Origin of the sequence: Pseudomonas sp. JV241A (assembly GCF_900275665.1) — a bacterium.
Taxonomy (GTDB): Bacteria; Pseudomonadota; Gammaproteobacteria; order Pseudomonadales; family Pseudomonadaceae; genus Aquipseudomonas; species Aquipseudomonas wadenswilerensis.
This window is the reverse complement of sequence record NZ_OPYO01000035.1, coordinates 16,899-33,002: the sequence shown is the minus strand read 5'-3', so window position 1 is coordinate 33,002 and position 16,104 is coordinate 16,899. Positions and strand designations below refer to the sequence as shown.

Here is a 16,104-nt window from a genome sequence, read left to right as displayed (position 1 = left end):
CCGTTTCAAGGAAGACCGTACATGAGTGAGTTACTCAACCGACTGGATAGCAATCCATCGCAGTTTTTCGCCAGGCAGCGCATCGAAAGCCGCATCAACCTGCCGAAACTCTTTGCCGCCATCGACGCCGATCCAGGCATCGTCGGTGCCGGCGTGGTGTATATCGATGCGGACTACAACGTGGTGACGCTGCGTGAGTTTCAACCCATTTGCAGTGTGTTGCCCAAGCGGGTGATTTTGCGTGAGGCGAAGAAGTATCTGGCGCCTGCGCAGTTCATCGAAGAGCTCAAGACCAGTCCGCGTGAGTCGCGAGTGGTTAAAGAAGCACTGAACGCAACGCTTTCCTGTACCGGGGCAGTTCTGGGATGGATCGTAGTGTTTAGCGGCACGGTTGCGGTGCCGTTCACTGCCGGCACCAGCCTGGTGCTCACTACAATGGGCGCCGCAGCTGCAGCGGCCAGTACCACCCAGTGCATTTTCGGCGGGTACAGAACTTTCAACGAAGTGGTGAACCCTGCGGATAACGACGAGCTGGACTCTTACGAGTGGTACCAGAACATGTCGTCAGCGCTGGATGCTGTGTCGTTGATGGGGGTAGGGGCCTCTGGGCTTACGACTTTCAAGTATCTTCAAGTGCGCAAAGCGGCTACCGGAAGCAGTTGGTCTGAGCTTTCCAGAAACCTGAGCCGTCAGCAGCGTAAAGCACTTACCGATGAACTGCTTTCGCTCAAGCACCCGTCGCTAACAGCCAAGCAACTACGGCTCAAACAGAGCACCGGTCAGTTAACCAAGCGCTACACGCCAACCGAGTTCAAGCATGCAACCCAAACCCTGATCAAAGACTCCTTGGGTGCTGGTGCTGGGTTTGTGGGCAGCAGCAGAGTGCAAACGATCGCCGTAGGTTTGTATGAGGAGTTTGAGCAATGACGCAGCCGCTGAGTTTGAAAGTGTTTCTGGCACAGTACTTTCCAGCGTTCATCGTCGCCTTCTTTATGATGTGCTTCTCGGCTTCCTGCACCGTGGCGCTTGCCTCCAATACCTATTTCAAAGGTATTGAAGATCGAGTGTTCAAAACCTCCATGGTTCTGCTGGCGCTTTCTGTGGTGGGGTTTCTGAGCCATTTTCTGATGGTAAGGGGTCGCGCTTGGGCGGTTTGGGTCATTGTCGGCTTGTTCGTGGCTTGCCTGTTAACAGTGTTGCCCAGCTACGGATATCGGCCTCATATGTTTGTCTACAGCACCGGTCTGCTATTCCCTCTCATCGGGTTGTTGATTCTGAACAGCAAACGGCATAGGGAAATGCGTGCCTATCTGGTAGCGATGCGAAAGGAGCGTGTTAAGCAACGGGGCGAAGCTCGTGCAATCAAGGCACGTCGTTGAAGGGGGGAAGTCCCAAATGGTTCATCTCCATGACGTACCAGGGTTTCTTCGCCGTTACTTTCCGACCTTTATCTGCGCTTTTTTGTTGGCCTGCTTCTCCTGCGCGTTGACAGCGGTAGTAGTGGTCGATGGGCATTTTGCCAGTGTGACAGAGCAGGCCAACTACACCGTAGTACTCGTGATGATCGCTTCATTGGTGCTTTGTATAGGCAATATGCTTGTTGTCCGCGGGCGTCCTTGGGGTGTCTGGGTGGTTGTTGCGTTGTTGGTTGCTAATCTGCTGGCGTTGTTCGTTAGCTATGGGCCGCGCTCCAGCAATCTGCTGTTCCTGGTTATTACGGTTCTGTCGCAGTCGTCTGGTGACGATCCGCAAATCGCGTAACAAGTTGTTCAAGGCCATGCGTGCCGGCAATCGGCAAAACCATTGACTCTGGTTAATATTTGCACAATCGCCACTCCCTAAACTGAGGCCTCTGCACCCTCAAAGGGGGACATGGCATGACCATTATCGTCACCGGCGCCGCCGGTTTTATCGGTAGCAATCTGGTTCAGGCCCTCAACCAGCGCGGCGAAACCGAGATCATCGCGGTCGATGACTTGAGCGATGGCGACAAGTTTCGCAACCTGGCTGACTGCGAAATCGCCGACTACCTGGACAAGGACGATTTTCTCGAGTGTTTCGCTCGCGGCCAGTTCGGCAAGGTACGCGCCGTGCTGCACCAGGGCGCTTGCTCCAGCACCGTCGAAGGCGACGGGCGCTTGATGATGGACAACAACTACCGCTTCAGCCGCGACCTGCTCGACGCCGCCCAGGCCCTGCAGGTGCCGCTGCTGTATGCCTCGTCGGCAGCGGTGTATGGCGCCGGACGCGACTTTCGCGAACAGCGTGAATGCGAGCGGCCATTGAATGTCTACGGCTACTCGAAATTCCTTTTCGACCAGCGCGTGCGCCGGCAACTGCCACAGGCGCGCAGCCAGATCGTCGGCCTGCGCTACTTCAACGTCTACGGCTCCCACGAACAGCACAAGGGCGCCATGGCCTCGGTCGCCTTGCACTGCTTCAACCAGTACCAGACCGACGGCAAGGTCAGCCTGTTCGGCAGCTATGGCGACTACCCGAGCGGCGGCCACCTGCGCGATTTCGTGGCGGTCGAGGATGTGGTCAAGGTCAACCTGTTCTTCCTCGACCGGCCACAGTTGAGTGGCCTGTTCAACGTCGGCAGCGGTCGTGCCCAGCCTTTCAACGATGTGGCACTGGCAGTGATCAACCACCTGCGCGAGCAGCAGGACCAGCCGCCGCTGTCGCTGGAGATGGCCCTGCTGGAAGGCATTCTTGAATACAGCGAATTCCCCGAGCATCTGCGCGGCAAGTACCAGTGCTACACCTGCGCCGACCTTGAGTGCTTGCGCAGCGTTGGCTATCAGCAGCCGACGCTGACGGTGGAGCAGGGTGTGGCACGTTACTGCGACTGGTTGCAGCGCGCGCCGTAGTCAGTGCTGGCGCAAGGTCTTCAAATCGCCCTTGCCCGAGGTCTCGCGCAGGTACTCTTGCAGTGAGTCATCCAGCGCGTTGAGCCAGCGGGTATGGTGCGGCACGGCAGCGGTACCGGTGATCACCGAGCGGTAGGACTTGTCGCGGTAACCCATGATGTCCTGCTTCTTGTCCGACTTCCATTTGAGGAAAATCCGGTTCACCGCGTCGATATCGAAACTCGGGTAATCGGTCTGCTCGATCAGGTGCTTGATATAGCGGCCCTGGAACTCGTACATCGACGCGGTCGACTCCAACGCCAGTTCATCGGCGCGCCACTGTGCGCCGTCGGCAGCCATCGCCGCCCGCTGCGGCAGCTTGATGCGCCCGAGCATGTAGTCGCGGGCGAACCAGGCCTGGGCGTCGAATAGGTTGAAGCTGTACCAGAGGTCTTGCATGCCGAGGTAGATCAACTGCGGGTTCTGCTCCCAGACAACTCCTTGGTACAGTCCTGCCGGCCACAGGCGGTTGCTGGTCTTGAGCGTCAGCTCATCGGGCAGGAACGGGAAGTGATGCTGGTAGCCGGTGCAGAGGATGATCGCATCCACGCGCTTGCTCGAACCGTCGGCAAAGAACGCCATCTCGCCCTCGACCCGCAGCAACTGCGGGCGCTCTTCCCAGCCTTTGGGCCATTTGTAGCCCATGGGCTGGGTGCGGTAGGCACTGGTAATCGAGCGCGCACCGTACTTGAAGCACTGCGAGCCGATGTCCTCGGCCGAATAGCTGCTGCCGACAATCAGCACATCCTTGCCCTTGAACTCCACTGCCTCACGGAAATCGTGAGCATGAAGGATTCGCCCGGAGAAGCGCTCGAAGCCGTCGAACGCCGGCACATGCGGGGTAGAGAAATGCCCGCTGGCCACCACGACGAAATCGAACACCTGCTCGATGCCCTGGCCGATGCTGTAGTCATAGGCACTGACGGTGAAGGTGCGGCTAGCCTGGTCAAATCGCACCGCCTTGACGGCGGTATTGAAGCGAATGTGATCGCGCACTCCGGCCTTTTTCACCCGGCCCTGGATGTAGTCCCAGAGCACCTCGCGCGGCGGATAAGACGAAATCGGCCGACCGAAATGCTCATCGAAACTGTAGTCGGCGAACTCCAGGCATTCCTTCGGCCCGTTCGACCACAGGTAGCGATACATACTGCCGTGCACCGGCTCGCCGTGCTCATCCAGGCCGGTGCGCCAGGTGTAGTTCCACATCCCGCCCCAGTCGGCCTGTTTCTCGAAACACACCACCTCGGGCATCTCGGCACCCTGGGCATGAGCGGATTGGAAGGCACGTAGCTGCGCCAGGCCGGACGGGCCCGCGCCGATAATGGCAACACGAATAGTCATAATATTTCCTGACAGAAAACACTGAAAAAAATGCAAAGCATCTCCAGCCCTGAGCGGCAGAACCGAGGGCGAGGGGAAGCGGAAACTTCAGATGTCAGCTGGCAGGCGGAGGGACAGGGCGCTTGCGCTTGTGCGCGAGCAAGACGTCACGAGGTGGGATCGACAAGGTGTGGAACAGCGTCGACAGGGGGGAGCTGGTCAGCGCAGGGCTAGCGACAGCGTTGGGCCCGTAAGGCTTGCCGAACAGCGCGGCAAACGGGCCTGAAGGGCGAAAGATACGTGTGGTCTCGTACATGGCGGGCTGATTCTGCCTCTTGTGGTTATGGATGCCTTTTTAGCTATAACGGATGGGGAAGGGGATTACAACCACCTGCAGGTGGTCGCCAAGCTGCTGGAGGTGCTTGCTCGTTGAGCTACTTTCGGTCACTGTACAGACTAATGTCATTACAGTGAGGCCAAAGCCATGGCGTCTATCAACGTTCGTATCGACGACGATCTTAAAGCCCGGGCCTATCGTGAGCTCGAAAAGCTCGGCGTTACGCCTTCCGAACTGATGCGCCAGGCTTTGCAGTACGTTGCAGAGCGGGGCCAGCTGCCGTTCAAGCCGGTGCTGTTGACGGAGGATGACGAGGCTTTGCTCGCAACAGTACGCGAGCGGTTGGCTGCACCACAGCGAGTGAAGGTCTCCCTGGATGACCTATAGCCTTGAGTTCGATGCAAGGGCACTAAAGGAGTGGCACAAGCTCGGCGACACCGTACGTGTCCAGTTCAAGAAGAAGCTGGCGGCTGTCTTGCTGGAGCCACGAATCGAGGCCAATCGCCTTCGCAGTCTGCAGGATTGCTACAAAATAAAGCTACGCAGCAGCGGCTATCGCTTGGTTTACCAAGTGATAGATCAGGAGGTTGTGGTGTTCGTGGTGGCAGTGGACAAGCGGGAGCGTGAGCAGGTGTACCGCAAGGCGTCTGAGCGATTGGCAGACTGAGCGAAACCAGCTCATTTGGAGACAAAAAAGGCCGTCTCTGCTTCCTCAGAGGGGGACATGGCATCGACACTATCGTCACCGGCACAACTGCCGGCACAAGCTTGCTGTCAGTGCAAAAGATCGCGAGTTACCGCCACCTGATTATGTACTCGTGTGTTTCCCGCCTTGCCATTTCGGCACGGTGAACGTTAGGCTTCCCCGGTCGCTGCAAAATCAGCGATCGGGTTTGGTCGCCCGTACAGCAAATTGCAAAAGCTCCCATCCACGAATGCTGACGGATTTTCGTCTGCACATTCGTGCTATGGCGGCTGTGCGCGGGAGGCATTCGTGCCTGCCGGGTTTGCCTTTTGTCCCGGTCGACCAACCTGCGTACAGCTGTCACCCAATTTGTTTGGTCGCAGACGGTGACAGCTCCATTGCAAAAGGAGCGTCATAATGACAAAAAAGATAGTTCCGGATCCTCCTGAATCCCTCCTTGGCAAGACTGCCGCAACCCCCTTCGGCTCCTGTGGTGCCGGACATCCACCGTTATTCGCTGTGCGTGATGGAATCGAGGCTGAAGACGCTTTGGTTCACGTTTCTCTCTTGCTGCAAGGCATCTATGACACCGCTCAGCAGGCATGCGAGCACATCGATGGCCTGCCCAAGAAGGGGCTGCTCTGGTCAACCCTGCATTCGGCTGAAATGGCCAAGGGGTTGGTGGATGCCGTGCTGGATGGGCTCGAGAGTGAAGCGCTGAGGCGCAAAGGATTGGTACAGCCTGTCTGATCTAGTCGACGATGCGAGAGGTTTGTCTTCTCGCTTCAGGGCTGCTTGGCAGCCCATCGTCTACGAGCGTTGCTGATCATTTTTCTGGGAAATTCGGGCCATGCTTTGCCCGAGACCTCAGGTACCAAAGCAGAGTCAGCACGCTCGGCCAAAACACAGTATTCAGCACATCATGAAGGCTCGCCTGCCAACGCCAGTAGCCCAGGCTATACAGGTCATCCCACCCGTCGACTATCTCGCCCACGCAGGCCAGGGTTAACACGCAAGACCAGGCCAGATAAGGCCTTAGTCGCTTGCTGATTGCTGAAAGTGCGACGAACACCACCATACCGAAGTAGCTATGCAAGGCGTCTTTCGAAAGACCGGTAACCGAGACGATGGCCAGCTTGATGGCTTGTGCGGTCGAGGTTTCCATACCAATGATTCTCCTCCCTCTGGTGGCTGAGAGGATAGTTTGGATCATCCCGCGATATACATGTGGGAGCGGGACTTGCCCGCGATCGAGCGCGCAGCGCTCGTAATTCAAGTGCCGCAAACAAAAAAGCCCACCTTGCGGTGAGCCTCTTTTTTTACTGCGTATGGTGCGGCACCAGGAGTCGGATTAGCCGTTAACATTATGATTTTCAACGAAATTTAAAGTTATCCTCCTGATTAGTATCGCTAAAACTATCCTAAAGCCACCCCGTTGATTTCATATTTTATTCATTAGCACTCTCCAAGTGGCTTAGTAAACCCGACTGGAGTTGTATGGCTTTGAGAAAATCCATGAAAGTGAGCCAGTAATTTTCTAGCATGCGCACATGTTGCGTTGGGGATTCAGAAATGGCACCTTTGGTGCTCGCTAGGGAAGATACTCCAAAGGAGGCGGGCATGGCCAATACTTATAATATATACAAGGTAAAACCCCATAAGCTGGAGCAACTCAAAGAAAAGCTCCGGGCGGTGGGGTTGGCTGAGCAGAAGACTCATGTTGCAAATGCTTACTCAAAGACATTTTACTATTCTGAAGTTAATCCGGGGAATGACGTTTGGTGGTGGGATACGTATCGGACCTTCTTTAAAGATGATTTGCCAGCACCTAAAAATATTTTCAATTTCGGGATGTTGCTTTGCCAACATACAGCCCAACCTGAAACAATTTATGCGGTAAGCTTGGGTAAGTCGCACTTTTATCTATCTAAATTTATCCAGCTTGATTTTGGTATTGACTTGGCCATTCGTATGGCAGACGAAAACTCAATATTGCTGAAGAAAAGTCGCTACTTTACGGGTACAAAAAGACAGGATGTTTCTTCGTACCAGCAATTTCAGATTGATAGTTACGAGCCTGGGGAGTCGGTCGATCACCTCAAGCTAAAAGCAGCAGACAAGGATATTTGGGGCAAACGTAATATTATCTTTGCAGACTCTATCCAAATGGACATGGATAAGGCGCCGCTTGAATTATCAGAAATTTTTGAACAGATTGAGAAAAGTTACCAGGATGATAAAATCATACACTTGCCAAAATTGGAGGCTGTGACAGAGGAGTTGAGCGGCGAGCTGGATTCTGTAGCGTTTGAGAGTTTGAAGCGTGGTGAGGGGGGAGTCGCCATTCAGGAGTTCCAAGTTCACGGGGTTGCAATATGCTTTAGTTTCCATGACTACGACTATCGAATTTCAGCAAAAACTGAGGGTGATATATTCCGCAAGAGCTTAGGGAATACGCTAGACATTGCTAGTGTCTCAGGCTTTATTCAAGGCCATGCAGAGATTACAAACATTAATGAGATCTCTGTCCAGTTTAAGAGCGAGGATTCTGGGGCTTTTACTAAGCCGCTTAAAGAACTACTTGATTTTCCGATATCCTTCGATGGAGCAGATTACTTCCTGAAGGGCGGGGAGTGGTTTGTATTTAATCAGACTTTCATGGATTATCTGAAGCGCTCCTTAGAAAGTATCGATATAGTTGTTGAAGAAGATTTAATAGAAGCAGACTTTCAGCGCTGGAAAGCCGAGAAAGAACGAAAAATCGCTGCCAACGAGCCAGTCGATGATAAGCTAACCTATCGGGAAGCATATTTTAACCAGAAAGTATGTGCTGAGCGTGGGTTCGTATTGCTTGATAGGCAGTTGACTCTGATACAGTCGCTAAAGAAAAAGAAAAACCAGTACCGGGTTGAGGTCGCTGATATATATAAGTCAGGTGAGATCATTTCTGTAAAGATTTCTGAGACCAACTCTGAATTGATCTACAATATCGAGCAGTCCAAAGATTCCATAGAGCTGATCAAAAGGAAGACGATAAAATTTGACAAGTCAATAAAAACGGCTTCGTTGTGGTTTGTATTTGAGGGAGATATAGAAAAGATCACTGACTACAATTCCATTCAGTTTCTTCTAGCTGTGGAGTCATGGCACAAGCTTGTCAAGGGGTTCGGGCTTAAGCCAAAGATATACATATCGAAGCATGTTATCTAAGTTTCAAGGTGTGGCTGGCTGTTTTTATAAGTGATGCACATTTTAGATTTTGGACATGCCCACAATTGCTTCATTGCCTATCTTGTACTTACAAAGTGCCTTTTTGGTAATCATGGCTACCTGGTTCCTTTATAGCTGACTGCTGGTGACTCCTTATGCATACGCACGAACAGTACAATGGAATTTTTCTTTCAACTGATAGCCAGTTTGCCGGGCTTCTAAAGGTTGCGGGGGCGAACAGTAACCTGAAACTTGTCGGGCAGAAATTCTGGGAGTGTCCCGAGGCCGAATATACAGATATTCATGGGGTGATGAACGATGGTAAAAAGGTCTCGCTTCTGGATTGTGTACTGAATGGTAAGAAGAAATTTAGGTTCGATGACAACTCGCAGTGTGAAAGCATTTTCTTTCCACACTATATCGCTGTCGGTGAAGAGTTCATTCGCTCTGGTGAGCCCGTCATTCAGGCAGTTCGCTACCATTTCGAGAACGTCGATCGTCTTTTAAGCGGTCACAAAACTTTCAAGGCGTTACACCCAGACGTAGAAGACGTTCGCCAGCTCCTTGCGAGCGATCACAAGCGTCAGGAGCAAATAGGAGAAACTTATGGGTGGGCAAAACTCGAATTTGACCCTCAGATTGGTGATTATCCGCATCTTCTGTATTTCAGCGGCGCATGGGAAATATTAGCTGGTCAATCGGATGTTGGCAAAATATCATTGACGAATAGGACTTCTCATAACATGGGAAGTGCTGCCGGAATCGGAATAAGCAATGAAGTCACTGTTAATATCGAATTTAAAGAAGCTAAGACGCTCGGCATAGCGATTGATACACTTATAAGCTTGCACAGTTTGTTTGAGCTTATCCTTGGACACCGTCAGCGTTATCGCTGGATTGAGCTCGAACTCACCCATCGCTCAACGGACCCGGCGCCTGATATTCCTAGTTGTGCACGCTTATATTGGAGCCTGTGCAACGAACGAGTTGAAGGTGATTCAAAGATCAGTCTCGGCGACGCCCTTTTGTCTCCAGAACGACATCCCGAAGAATTTTCCAAAGTAATGACAGGTTGGATCAATAGTACTGGGAGCATGAGCCACCCCAGGACACGATTCGCGACTGCTTTCTTTGACAGCTATAGTATCAATCGTATAGTTGGTGCTGCCAATATGTTTGACTTGTTGCCTGAGAGCCATGCGCCTAAAGTAAAGGAAGCAGATGCTTTGCTCAAAGATGCAGTGAAAAAATGCCGTGATATATTCAAAGAGTTGCCGGATAGCTTCGCTAGGCAGTCTGTTCTATCGAGCTTAGGGAGAGTTGGAAAGGCAAGTTTGCGCGATAAAATATATCACCGAGCTGAAAAAGTAATTGCGGCGGTTGGAGAAAGATTTCCAGATTTGTACTTGCCATGTAATCATGCGGTTTTGTCACGTAATCACTATGTGCATGGCAGCAAGGGTTCATTTGACTATGAAAGTAACTTCACGGAGTTTGCCTTCCTTACTGATACTCTGGAGTTCGTTTTCGCTGCATCTGATCTACTGGATCTTGGATGGGATTTGAAGGCCTGGATCGAGAAAGAAACATCAATGACACATCCATTTGGATTGTATGCAAATAATTATTTAGAAAATGTTAATCGCTTAAAGAATTTGCTTGAATTTCCATGATTTCTCTAAGCGGCGAATGAGTACTCGTACCGTCAAAAAATAATAATATTTTGTCGCCTTACTGTGTTGAGTGAGGCGATGAACTAAAAACCATTCGACATGTTTTCTTTGCCAAGCCCAAGGGGTTTCTAGCTGCCAGCGTTCTGCTATTTCCTTTTGGATGATCCTTGCCTGACGTAGATGCCGTTTCCGTGTTACATGCGAGCCAGTCAGCACACCAGCTAGGAAAAGTTCCATGTCGAATGGCTTCCTCATGTCCGTCCTCCAATGTAGGCAGCGACTACATTGGAGGACCGTGTCCCAGCTCATAGCTGATTTGCCTCCGGGCTTCACGATCAAGGCTCCTATCTACCAGGCAACTTTGGCCGCCGTTGATAGGTGCGCGGTATTGGGTGATTTGCTCATAGCGCTCACATGCATACGCCGCCCGTAGCTCATGAAAGCCTTTGAGGTTGTGGGCATGGAGGATATCCCGCGCAGGTCGGACGACTTCCTGCAGAACGTTCAGGTAGCTTTCGTTTGGCGCAATAAGGTGGCGGCTACGCGCAGGCGACACCTTTCGCGCAAACCCAAGTGCACTTCGAACATGGTCGTCCACGGCAATCCAACGTGGCGCCGAGGTACCGGCGCGGCCGCCTTTGGTGCCGTCTTGAATGTTAATCCTGCCTAGGTTGTTAGCCTCGCGGCTTAGTCGTGGCAGATCCGCCAAGATGGCCTCGCGCAAGCGCATGCCGGTGGCTCGCGCCAACAGAACAATCGCGGCGGCCCGTAGCTGATGATGACTGCAAAGCGCATCGACGATCTGCTTAACCTGTTGGCGGTCTTGGCCCTGCGGCACAGAGTCGCGAATCCCGCTACGCTGCATACCCAATGTCTTGCTGGGGCTGGGCAATTTCACGCACTGATCACCGCGCAGCGCCGCCATGGTCCTATTAACGCTGGATAGGCGGTTTTGTGCGGTGCTTACGGCGAGATCGCCGCACCCAACCAGGTCACGCAGATACGCCGCATAGCCGGCCAACACTTTCCGATCAATCTGCCGCGCATCATTGATATCGGGCCCTTGTTCGGAGCGGCACCATTTCACGAATGCCTGCCACCGATCACAGTGCGCCTTGACCGTGCCGTAGTGGCCTCCGCCGAACATGTCCTTCAGCGCTTGCGGCCCCGCGTAGCTCAACTGCCTGCCGTAGCCGAAGTTACGCCCATCGCGTCTACCCACCAATGCCATGTCGGTCACCTCATCTTCCGCTCTCCAATCCTTGCCCCACGTCATCCCGCCAAGAATGCTGAGTGTTATCAGGGATCAAGGCCCCTGCAGCCTGTGGGGGTGTCCACTAACGCGGGAATGGTGGCTCCTTACAACCGGGAGCAAGGGCATCTCATGATCTGACCTCCTGAGCACCGTTACCGGTGGGCGGGTGGAGGCTGCATTGGTTGACGAGACCAGTGCAGCGAGATCCTGAGCCACGTGCAAGCAGCAATGCGATGACCGAGGCATGCCTGACTGTCAGTCAGGTGCAGTCCATTCCTTGGTCTGCGGCACCATCATCTACAGCGCTGTTGCTGGTGACATCCGCGTTTGTCACGCCGATTGTCACGAGGGGGATTGCCGCAAAGCCATGTGCGATCAGGGCTGCAGCAGTGGTAGAAGTGCCCGTCTCTTTCCAGAAGAAAGAGACGGGCACAGGTTGGCGCAGGATTCGGCCAAGCGGATAGTTTGCTGCAGGACAGCGAGGTACGGAGTATCTGGCGCACGAGCGCCATATGTGTAAGAGCATCCATCACATGGGTAGTGACCGTACGAGCTGCCGGATGCGAATCGTACTTGGGGAGAACCACCGCGGGAGCGGCGTGACCTTTAAGGTTGGGGTCACCTGGGGTGCTGTCATCGACAGCTCTTGCGACTCCCGGTCTACGCCTGTGGACAATATTCGTCAAGCAAAGCGATTTCAGGGATTTAGCGCCTGTGGATAAAACTATCCCCCGGTGGACATCAGTGGTTTTCCACAGACGTACGCTGTGCCAGCAGTTTCTTCTTAGGTATGGTCCTTTCAAACGGGGCGGCTTTGCAGCCCCGTTTGGAAGGACCCGCGCGGAGGAGCTTCATGCGGTGCTGTGGGTAACTTCACAGCGAGTCTGAGGTGGTGGTGCGGCGGGCTACTCGGTCCTCTTGGCACTGCGAAGGCGCGTGACGTTCTCGCCCGTCTGCTTGGCAAACTCATGCGGTGCTACATGGTCCTCGCGGTTCGCCTCTAGAAACCGACTCCACCAGGTCATGATCATCCGGCGTTCTTCGAGGAACTCGGCCTTGTGGGTATAAGCGGCCCGCACGTTGTTGCGTTCCTTGTGGCTCATCTGCCGCTCGATAGCCGTCTCCGACCACAGCCCGGACTCGACCAGCGCACTGCACGCCATGGCCCGGAACCCATGGCCGCAGATATCCACCTTAGTGTCGTAGCCCATCGTCCTGAGCGCGGCATTCACCGTGTTCTCGGACATCGGTTTCCACGGTTTGGCATCCCCCGCGAACACCAGGCCGAACTTGCCGGTGATCGTGTGGATTTGCTCAAGCAAGGTAACTGCTTGCGGCGATAAGGGTACAACGTGAATGTCACCGGCCATCTTTGTGCCCCTTGTGGAAAAGGGCACGCCGTCCAGCGCCGGTCGGGTGTCGGGGATCTCCCAGATGCCGCGATTGAGGTCGAACTCGTTCCAACGGGCGAAGCGCAGTTCACTGGAGCGTACGAATACATGCAACGACAGCATCACCGTGAGGCGCGTGAGCGGGCGACCTCTGTAGTCCTCGATGCATGCCAGTAGCTCTGGGAGTCGCGATAGGGGTAGTGCGGGTCGGTGAGTTACCCGTGGTGTCTTGATCGAGCCATCGAGGTCGTGAGCCGGGTTCGCCGTGATCAGCCGAAGCCGTTTGGCTTCGCGCATGATGCTTTGCAGGTAGTTCTTGATCCTGAGCGCCACGTCGATGGTGCCGCGCTTCGTCACGGCTTCCAGTGGCTGCATGAGGTCGTGGGTGTCCAGCTCAACGATTGCTCTGGCACCGAGCAAAGGGAATACGTGTGTCTTCAGCCGGCTGAGTACAGTCTTGGCGTGGCCGGGCGCCCACTTAGGCACCATGCTCGCATGCCAGTCGAGCGCAACGCTTTCGAAGGTTCGCCCGTTGATCACGGCCTGGACTTTGGCTTGTTGCTTGTACAGGATGGGGTCTATGCCGTTGGCGAGCTGCTGCTTGATCTCGAAGCGCTTGCGGCGTGCGTCGCCCAGCCCGACCACCGGGTAGCTGCCGAGGGCGGTCAGGCCTTCGCGGCCATCGGGTTTCACGTACCTGAGCCGCCAGCCTTTGCGGCCGTTGGGTTGCACAAGGAGGTAGAGACCGTTGCCGTCGAAGAGCTTGTACTCGCGCTCTCTGGGCTTCGCCGTGCGACAAGTGGTGTCTGTAAGCGGGGCAGTGGTGCGGGCCATAAGGGTAGTCTCCGATATCGAAACGGATCTCTATCCTTAAAACTACCCTTATTAGCGCTGGCTACCCTCGGAATCCGACGGAACGCCAAAACGAAAAAACCCGCCAGAAGGCGGGTTTTTCGGGGGTTCCAGAGATTTTGAAGCTTTCTATGGAACCTAATATGGTGCCGGCACCAGGAATCGAACCCGGGACCTACTGATTACAAGTCAGTTGCTCTACCATCTGAGCTATACCGGCACAGGGGCGTCATTATAGCGATCAGTTTGCGTCTGTAAACTACTTCTGCAACATTCCTCGCGATGCCCGGTTTCAGCGGCTATCGCGAGGTGTTTTGTTACCAGCCGCGGTGCATTGTGGTGGCGCTGGGTTCGGCTTTGGTGGGGTCGAATATCAGCGGTTTGTAGCGGCAATCGTGCTTTTTACAGTGCTCTCGGCAGCCGTGCTTTTTCTTGCAGCTGTAGGCCGGGCCCGTGTAGCCCTTGTCGCCGTATATCTGCATCTGCGGGATTTCCCAGCCAGACATCGGGGCGTAGTCGCCGGTGGTGCAGCCGCTCAAGTAAAACGCGCACGCCAGCAGGAGGAAGGATCTGATAATAGCCACAGGCAATTCCGTTTGGTCGAAGTGTCAGTGTTTGTGTGTGTCGAGGTAGCGCTGGATGGCGTGGTGGTCTCTGCTGAAGTCCGGCCCGGGGAAGCTCTGGGTGCCGTACATCTGCATGGGCGGCACTTGCCAGTCGGACCGGGGTGGCGGGACTTGCCAGTCGGACATGAAGGCGCAGCCGCTGAGGTAAAACGCGGACGCAAGCAGGGCGATGGATCTGATGATATCCACAGTCAATTCCGTTTATTCGAGGCGTCAGTCTTTGTTGAGGATGCGGTGGATGGTGCCGCCGCAGGACTGGTAGCAGCTGTCGTAGTCGCTGCCGCACGAGTAGCTAGAGCCGCTGTTGAACGGGTAGCTGGGGTAGTAGCAGCTTTTGCGCGCTTCCTTTTTGCTCTTGCCGGCCTGGCAAAGCTGGTAGCTTCTGTAGTTGGCCTGGTACAGGGCCTGATCGCTGTTCTCCTGCAGGCGCGCCATCTGTTTGCAGTGGTTGCGTTCCATCGAGCAGGAGTTGATGCAGTTCATGCCCGCCATGCTTGGCGGTGGGGAGTATCTATAGGTGTAGCTGGGGCCGCAGCCGCCGAGCAGGCCGACGGCCAGCACTAGCGCAGCGCGCCATTTGAGTGAATTGCTCACGAGTTGCCAGTTCCTTGTTCATTCCTCGCTGAACTCCAGCAGGTCACCTGGCTGGCAGTTCAACGCGCGACAGAGCTTCTCGAGGGTTTCCATCTTGAAACCCTTGATCTTGCCGTTTTTCAGCAACGACAGGTTCGCCTCCGTAATACCGATAATCTCGGCCAGATCCTTGGAGCGGATCTTGTTCTTGGCCATGACTACATCGAGTCGAATAATTATCGGCATAGGGGCAAGCTAGACATAACAGTTGTGTTCATCGCTGATGGTTTTGGCGTCACGCATGAGGAGTGAGAAGGCGCACAGGAAGATGCCTTTCATGATCTCGTAAACCGCCTGGGATGATACACCGATCGATACGCTGAAGCTTCTCTCGCCTTTGGGCAGGTCGATGGAGAACGCCAGGCCCTGCAAGGTGCCGATCATCGGCCAGACCATCGGCAAGCCGATGCACAGCAAGCCCACCCACCAGAGCATCTTGATGTTTTGCGTCGTCCAGGTTTCGCCCCGCGACAGGCGCAGGAAGAACAAGCCGGTCAGGTACAAGGCAAAAGCCGAGAGGCTGGCGGGGATCAGTTCCAGGCCGATCACCAGGCCCAGGGCCAGGTGCGAAGGCTGGTAGTCCGGGGCCAGCAGCAGCGGCATGTTTTCACCAAAGCTTTGCAGGTAGGCGCCTTGCACCTGGGCTTTTTCGAACACCCACAATAGTACGTTGCCGCCGAACTCGACGATCCCTGTACCCCAGGCGAGTACCGCGGCGAATGCACCGATCACTCGCAGACGCGATCTCGCGTAAGCCACTGTCTTACTGTTCATGGTTTCCCTCCGTGCTAGTTGAGCGGGGTGCATTATTTGTGAAAAATTATCGTATTACAATAATTAATTGTGATTTTGGTAGGGGTGCGGCGTTTTGACACGAGGGCAGGAGAGGGGTGTCAGAGGCTGCGCGGTGGCTGGATCGCTGGCAAGGCCAGCTCCCACACAGGCCGATGCACCACTATTGTGGGAGCTGGCCTTGCCGGCGATGGGGTGCGCAGCAGCCCCAAAATGGCCGGGTAATATAATTTACGAACCTTTCTGTAACCTTTAAGGGCTTTCACCTAAATACGGACTGAAAGACGCGAAAATTAATTAGTCATTTTCTATCGATTTGACTTTAACGATGCCTTGAGCTAATTTGTTGTTCATTATGTTGAACACTAAAGCGTTTCCGCTCCTCACCTCCCGCCTGGTTTCCCGTGAACGTCACTGGACC

Annotated in this window: 18 protein-coding genes, 1 tRNA gene and 1 pseudogene; 9 read left to right on the top strand and 11 right to left on the bottom strand. The window is 54.3% G+C overall.

The window, feature by feature from the left end; translation table 11 throughout:
- The first annotated feature begins 21 nt into the window (after nt 1-21).
- The 4 genes from JV241A_RS23905 to rfaD all read left to right on the top strand — a co-directional run bounded on the left by JV241A_RS23905 (nt 22) and on the right by rfaD (nt 2,870).
- Nucleotides 22-927 carry an NAD synthetase gene (locus JV241A_RS23905; protein WP_134064791.1) on the top strand — a complete coding sequence of 302 codons (906 nt, stop codon included), beginning with the start codon at nt 22-24 and terminating at the stop codon, nt 925-927.
- Nucleotides 924-1,379: a hypothetical protein gene (locus JV241A_RS23900; RefSeq protein WP_115084896.1), complete on the top strand. Its 456-nt coding sequence runs from the start codon at nt 924-926 to the stop codon at nt 1,377-1,379. The genes JV241A_RS23905 and JV241A_RS23900 overlap by 4 nt, the downstream gene beginning before the upstream one ends.
- A 16-nt stretch (nt 1,380-1,395) precedes the next feature.
- Nucleotides 1,396-1,761 (top strand): hypothetical protein, encoded by a 366-nt coding sequence (locus tag JV241A_RS23895; protein WP_134064787.1) that lies wholly within the window; start codon nt 1,396-1,398, stop codon nt 1,759-1,761.
- Between the two features lie 116 nt (nt 1,762-1,877).
- Complete coding sequence (gene rfaD / locus JV241A_RS23890; protein WP_134064785.1) at nt 1,878-2,870, top strand: ADP-glyceromanno-heptose 6-epimerase; 993 nt, start codon at nt 1,878-1,880, stop codon at nt 2,868-2,870.
- Here the strand turns inward: rfaD and JV241A_RS23885 are convergent, their stop codons facing one another.
- Nucleotides 2,871-4,250: an NAD(P)/FAD-dependent oxidoreductase gene (locus JV241A_RS23885; RefSeq protein ID WP_134064783.1), complete on the bottom strand. Its 1,380-nt coding sequence runs from the start codon at nt 4,248-4,250 to the stop codon at nt 2,871-2,873.
- A gap of 463 nt (nt 4,251-4,713) precedes the next feature.
- On the opposite strand from JV241A_RS23885, the gene JV241A_RS23880 reads away from it, so the two are divergent.
- The 3 genes from JV241A_RS23880 to JV241A_RS23870 all read left to right on the top strand — a co-directional run bounded on the left by JV241A_RS23880 (nt 4,714) and on the right by JV241A_RS23870 (nt 6,001).
- Nucleotides 4,714-4,953: a type II toxin-antitoxin system RelB/DinJ family antitoxin gene (locus tag JV241A_RS23880; protein ID WP_038998262.1), complete on the top strand. Its 240-nt coding sequence runs from the start codon at nt 4,714-4,716 to the stop codon at nt 4,951-4,953.
- The gene (locus JV241A_RS23875; RefSeq protein ID WP_134064781.1) at nt 4,943-5,233 is read left to right on the top strand and encodes a type II toxin-antitoxin system RelE/ParE family toxin; all 291 of its coding nucleotides are present in this window, start codon (nt 4,943-4,945) and stop codon (nt 5,231-5,233) included. The genes JV241A_RS23880 and JV241A_RS23875 overlap by 11 nt, the downstream gene beginning before the upstream one ends.
- A 435-nt stretch (nt 5,234-5,668) precedes the next feature.
- Nucleotides 5,669-6,001 (top strand): DUF3077 domain-containing protein, encoded by a 333-nt coding sequence (locus JV241A_RS23870; RefSeq protein WP_134064779.1) that lies wholly within the window; start codon nt 5,669-5,671, stop codon nt 5,999-6,001.
- A gap of 76 nt (nt 6,002-6,077) precedes the next feature.
- Here the strand turns inward: JV241A_RS23870 and JV241A_RS23865 are convergent, their stop codons facing one another.
- Nucleotides 6,078-6,416 (bottom strand): hypothetical protein, encoded by a 339-nt coding sequence (locus JV241A_RS23865; RefSeq protein ID WP_134064777.1) that lies wholly within the window; start codon nt 6,414-6,416, stop codon nt 6,078-6,080.
- A gap of 455 nt (nt 6,417-6,871) precedes the next feature.
- Between JV241A_RS23865 and JV241A_RS23860 the strand changes: the two genes are divergently transcribed.
- Complete coding sequence (locus JV241A_RS23860) at nt 6,872-8,461, top strand: DUF6119 family protein (RefSeq protein WP_134064775.1); 1,590 nt, start codon at nt 6,872-6,874, stop codon at nt 8,459-8,461.
- Nucleotides 8,462-8,616: 155 nt separating this feature from the next.
- Nucleotides 8,617-10,134 carry a HEPN domain-containing protein gene (locus tag JV241A_RS23855; RefSeq protein WP_134064773.1) on the top strand — a complete coding sequence of 506 codons (1,518 nt, stop codon included), beginning with the start codon at nt 8,617-8,619 and terminating at the stop codon, nt 10,132-10,134.
- On the opposite strand, the gene JV241A_RS27755 is transcribed toward JV241A_RS23855, so the two are convergent.
- The 9 genes and pseudogenes from JV241A_RS27755 to JV241A_RS23805 form a co-directional block, all read right to left on the bottom strand.
- The gene (locus tag JV241A_RS27755) at nt 10,108-10,389 is read right to left on the bottom strand and encodes a hypothetical protein (RefSeq protein WP_134064771.1); all 282 of its coding nucleotides are present in this window, start codon (nt 10,387-10,389) and stop codon (nt 10,108-10,110) included. The genes JV241A_RS23855 and JV241A_RS27755 overlap by 27 nt on opposite strands.
- A pseudogene (locus tag JV241A_RS23845) lies at nt 10,386-11,365 on the bottom strand (integrase domain-containing protein). Before JV241A_RS23845 ends, JV241A_RS27755 begins: the two are co-directional and overlap by 4 nt.
- Nucleotides 11,366-12,294: 929 nt before the next feature.
- Complete coding sequence (locus JV241A_RS23835; protein ID WP_134064769.1) at nt 12,295-13,614, bottom strand: integrase arm-type DNA-binding domain-containing protein; 1,320 nt, start codon at nt 13,612-13,614, stop codon at nt 12,295-12,297.
- A 162-nt stretch (nt 13,615-13,776) separates the two neighbouring features.
- A tRNA-Thr gene (locus tag JV241A_RS23830) sits at nt 13,777-13,852 on the bottom strand.
- Nucleotides 13,853-13,949: 97 nt separating this feature from the next.
- The gene (locus JV241A_RS23825; protein WP_115084901.1) at nt 13,950-14,216 is read right to left on the bottom strand and encodes a hypothetical protein; all 267 of its coding nucleotides are present in this window, start codon (nt 14,214-14,216) and stop codon (nt 13,950-13,952) included.
- 24 nt (nt 14,217-14,240) lie between these two features.
- Nucleotides 14,241-14,447, bottom strand: coding sequence for a hypothetical protein (locus JV241A_RS23820; RefSeq protein WP_134064767.1), 207 nt, complete (start codon nt 14,445-14,447; stop codon nt 14,241-14,243).
- Nucleotides 14,448-14,471: 24 nt separating this feature from the next.
- On the bottom strand, nt 14,472-14,852 hold the full coding sequence (locus tag JV241A_RS23815; protein WP_115084903.1) for a hypothetical protein: 381 nt from the start codon (nt 14,850-14,852) through the stop codon (nt 14,472-14,474).
- Nucleotides 14,853-14,870: 18 nt separating this feature from the next.
- Complete coding sequence (locus tag JV241A_RS23810) at nt 14,871-15,077, bottom strand: helix-turn-helix transcriptional regulator (RefSeq protein WP_010221299.1); 207 nt, start codon at nt 15,075-15,077, stop codon at nt 14,871-14,873.
- 9 nt (nt 15,078-15,086) lie between these two features.
- Nucleotides 15,087-15,665 (bottom strand): hypothetical protein, encoded by a 579-nt coding sequence (locus tag JV241A_RS23805; RefSeq protein WP_010221300.1) that lies wholly within the window; start codon nt 15,663-15,665, stop codon nt 15,087-15,089.
- Nucleotides 15,666-16,104 lie beyond the last annotated feature (439 nt).

What these genes read in the sequence shown, in the direction of transcription:
- JV241A_RS23835 (WP_134064769.1), bottom strand. Translation starts at nt 13,614, where the DNA reads ATGGCCCGCACCACTGCCCCGCTTACAGACACCACTTGTCGCACGGCG.
- JV241A_RS23870 (WP_134064779.1), top strand. Translation starts at nt 5,669, where the DNA reads ATGACAAAAAAGATAGTTCCGGATCCTCCTGAATCCCTCCTTGGCAAG.
- JV241A_RS23895 (WP_134064787.1), top strand. Translation starts at nt 1,396, where the DNA reads ATGGTTCATCTCCATGACGTACCAGGGTTTCTTCGCCGTTACTTTCCG.
- rfaD (WP_134064785.1), top strand. Translation starts at nt 1,878, where the DNA reads ATGACCATTATCGTCACCGGCGCCGCCGGTTTTATCGGTAGCAATCTG.
- JV241A_RS23880 (WP_038998262.1), top strand. Translation starts at nt 4,714, where the DNA reads ATGGCGTCTATCAACGTTCGTATCGACGACGATCTTAAAGCCCGGGCC.
- JV241A_RS23810 (WP_010221299.1), bottom strand. Translation starts at nt 15,077, where the DNA reads ATGCCGATAATTATTCGACTCGATGTAGTCATGGCCAAGAACAAGATC.
- JV241A_RS23855 (WP_134064773.1), top strand. Translation starts at nt 8,617, where the DNA reads ATGCATACGCACGAACAGTACAATGGAATTTTTCTTTCAACTGATAGC.
- JV241A_RS23900 (WP_115084896.1), top strand. Translation starts at nt 924, where the DNA reads ATGACGCAGCCGCTGAGTTTGAAAGTGTTTCTGGCACAGTACTTTCCA.
- JV241A_RS23865 (WP_134064777.1), bottom strand. Translation starts at nt 6,416, where the DNA reads ATGGAAACCTCGACCGCACAAGCCATCAAGCTGGCCATCGTCTCGGTT.
- JV241A_RS23860 (WP_134064775.1), top strand. Translation starts at nt 6,872, where the DNA reads ATGGCCAATACTTATAATATATACAAGGTAAAACCCCATAAGCTGGAG.
- JV241A_RS23805 (WP_010221300.1), bottom strand. Translation starts at nt 15,665, where the DNA reads ATGAACAGTAAGACAGTGGCTTACGCGAGATCGCGTCTGCGAGTGATC.
- JV241A_RS27755 (WP_134064771.1), bottom strand. Translation starts at nt 10,389, where the DNA reads ATGAGGAAGCCATTCGACATGGAACTTTTCCTAGCTGGTGTGCTGACT.
- JV241A_RS23905 (WP_134064791.1), top strand. Translation starts at nt 22, where the DNA reads ATGAGTGAGTTACTCAACCGACTGGATAGCAATCCATCGCAGTTTTTC.
- JV241A_RS23885 (WP_134064783.1), bottom strand. Translation starts at nt 4,250, where the DNA reads ATGACTATTCGTGTTGCCATTATCGGCGCGGGCCCGTCCGGCCTGGCG.
- JV241A_RS23875 (WP_134064781.1), top strand. Translation starts at nt 4,943, where the DNA reads ATGACCTATAGCCTTGAGTTCGATGCAAGGGCACTAAAGGAGTGGCAC.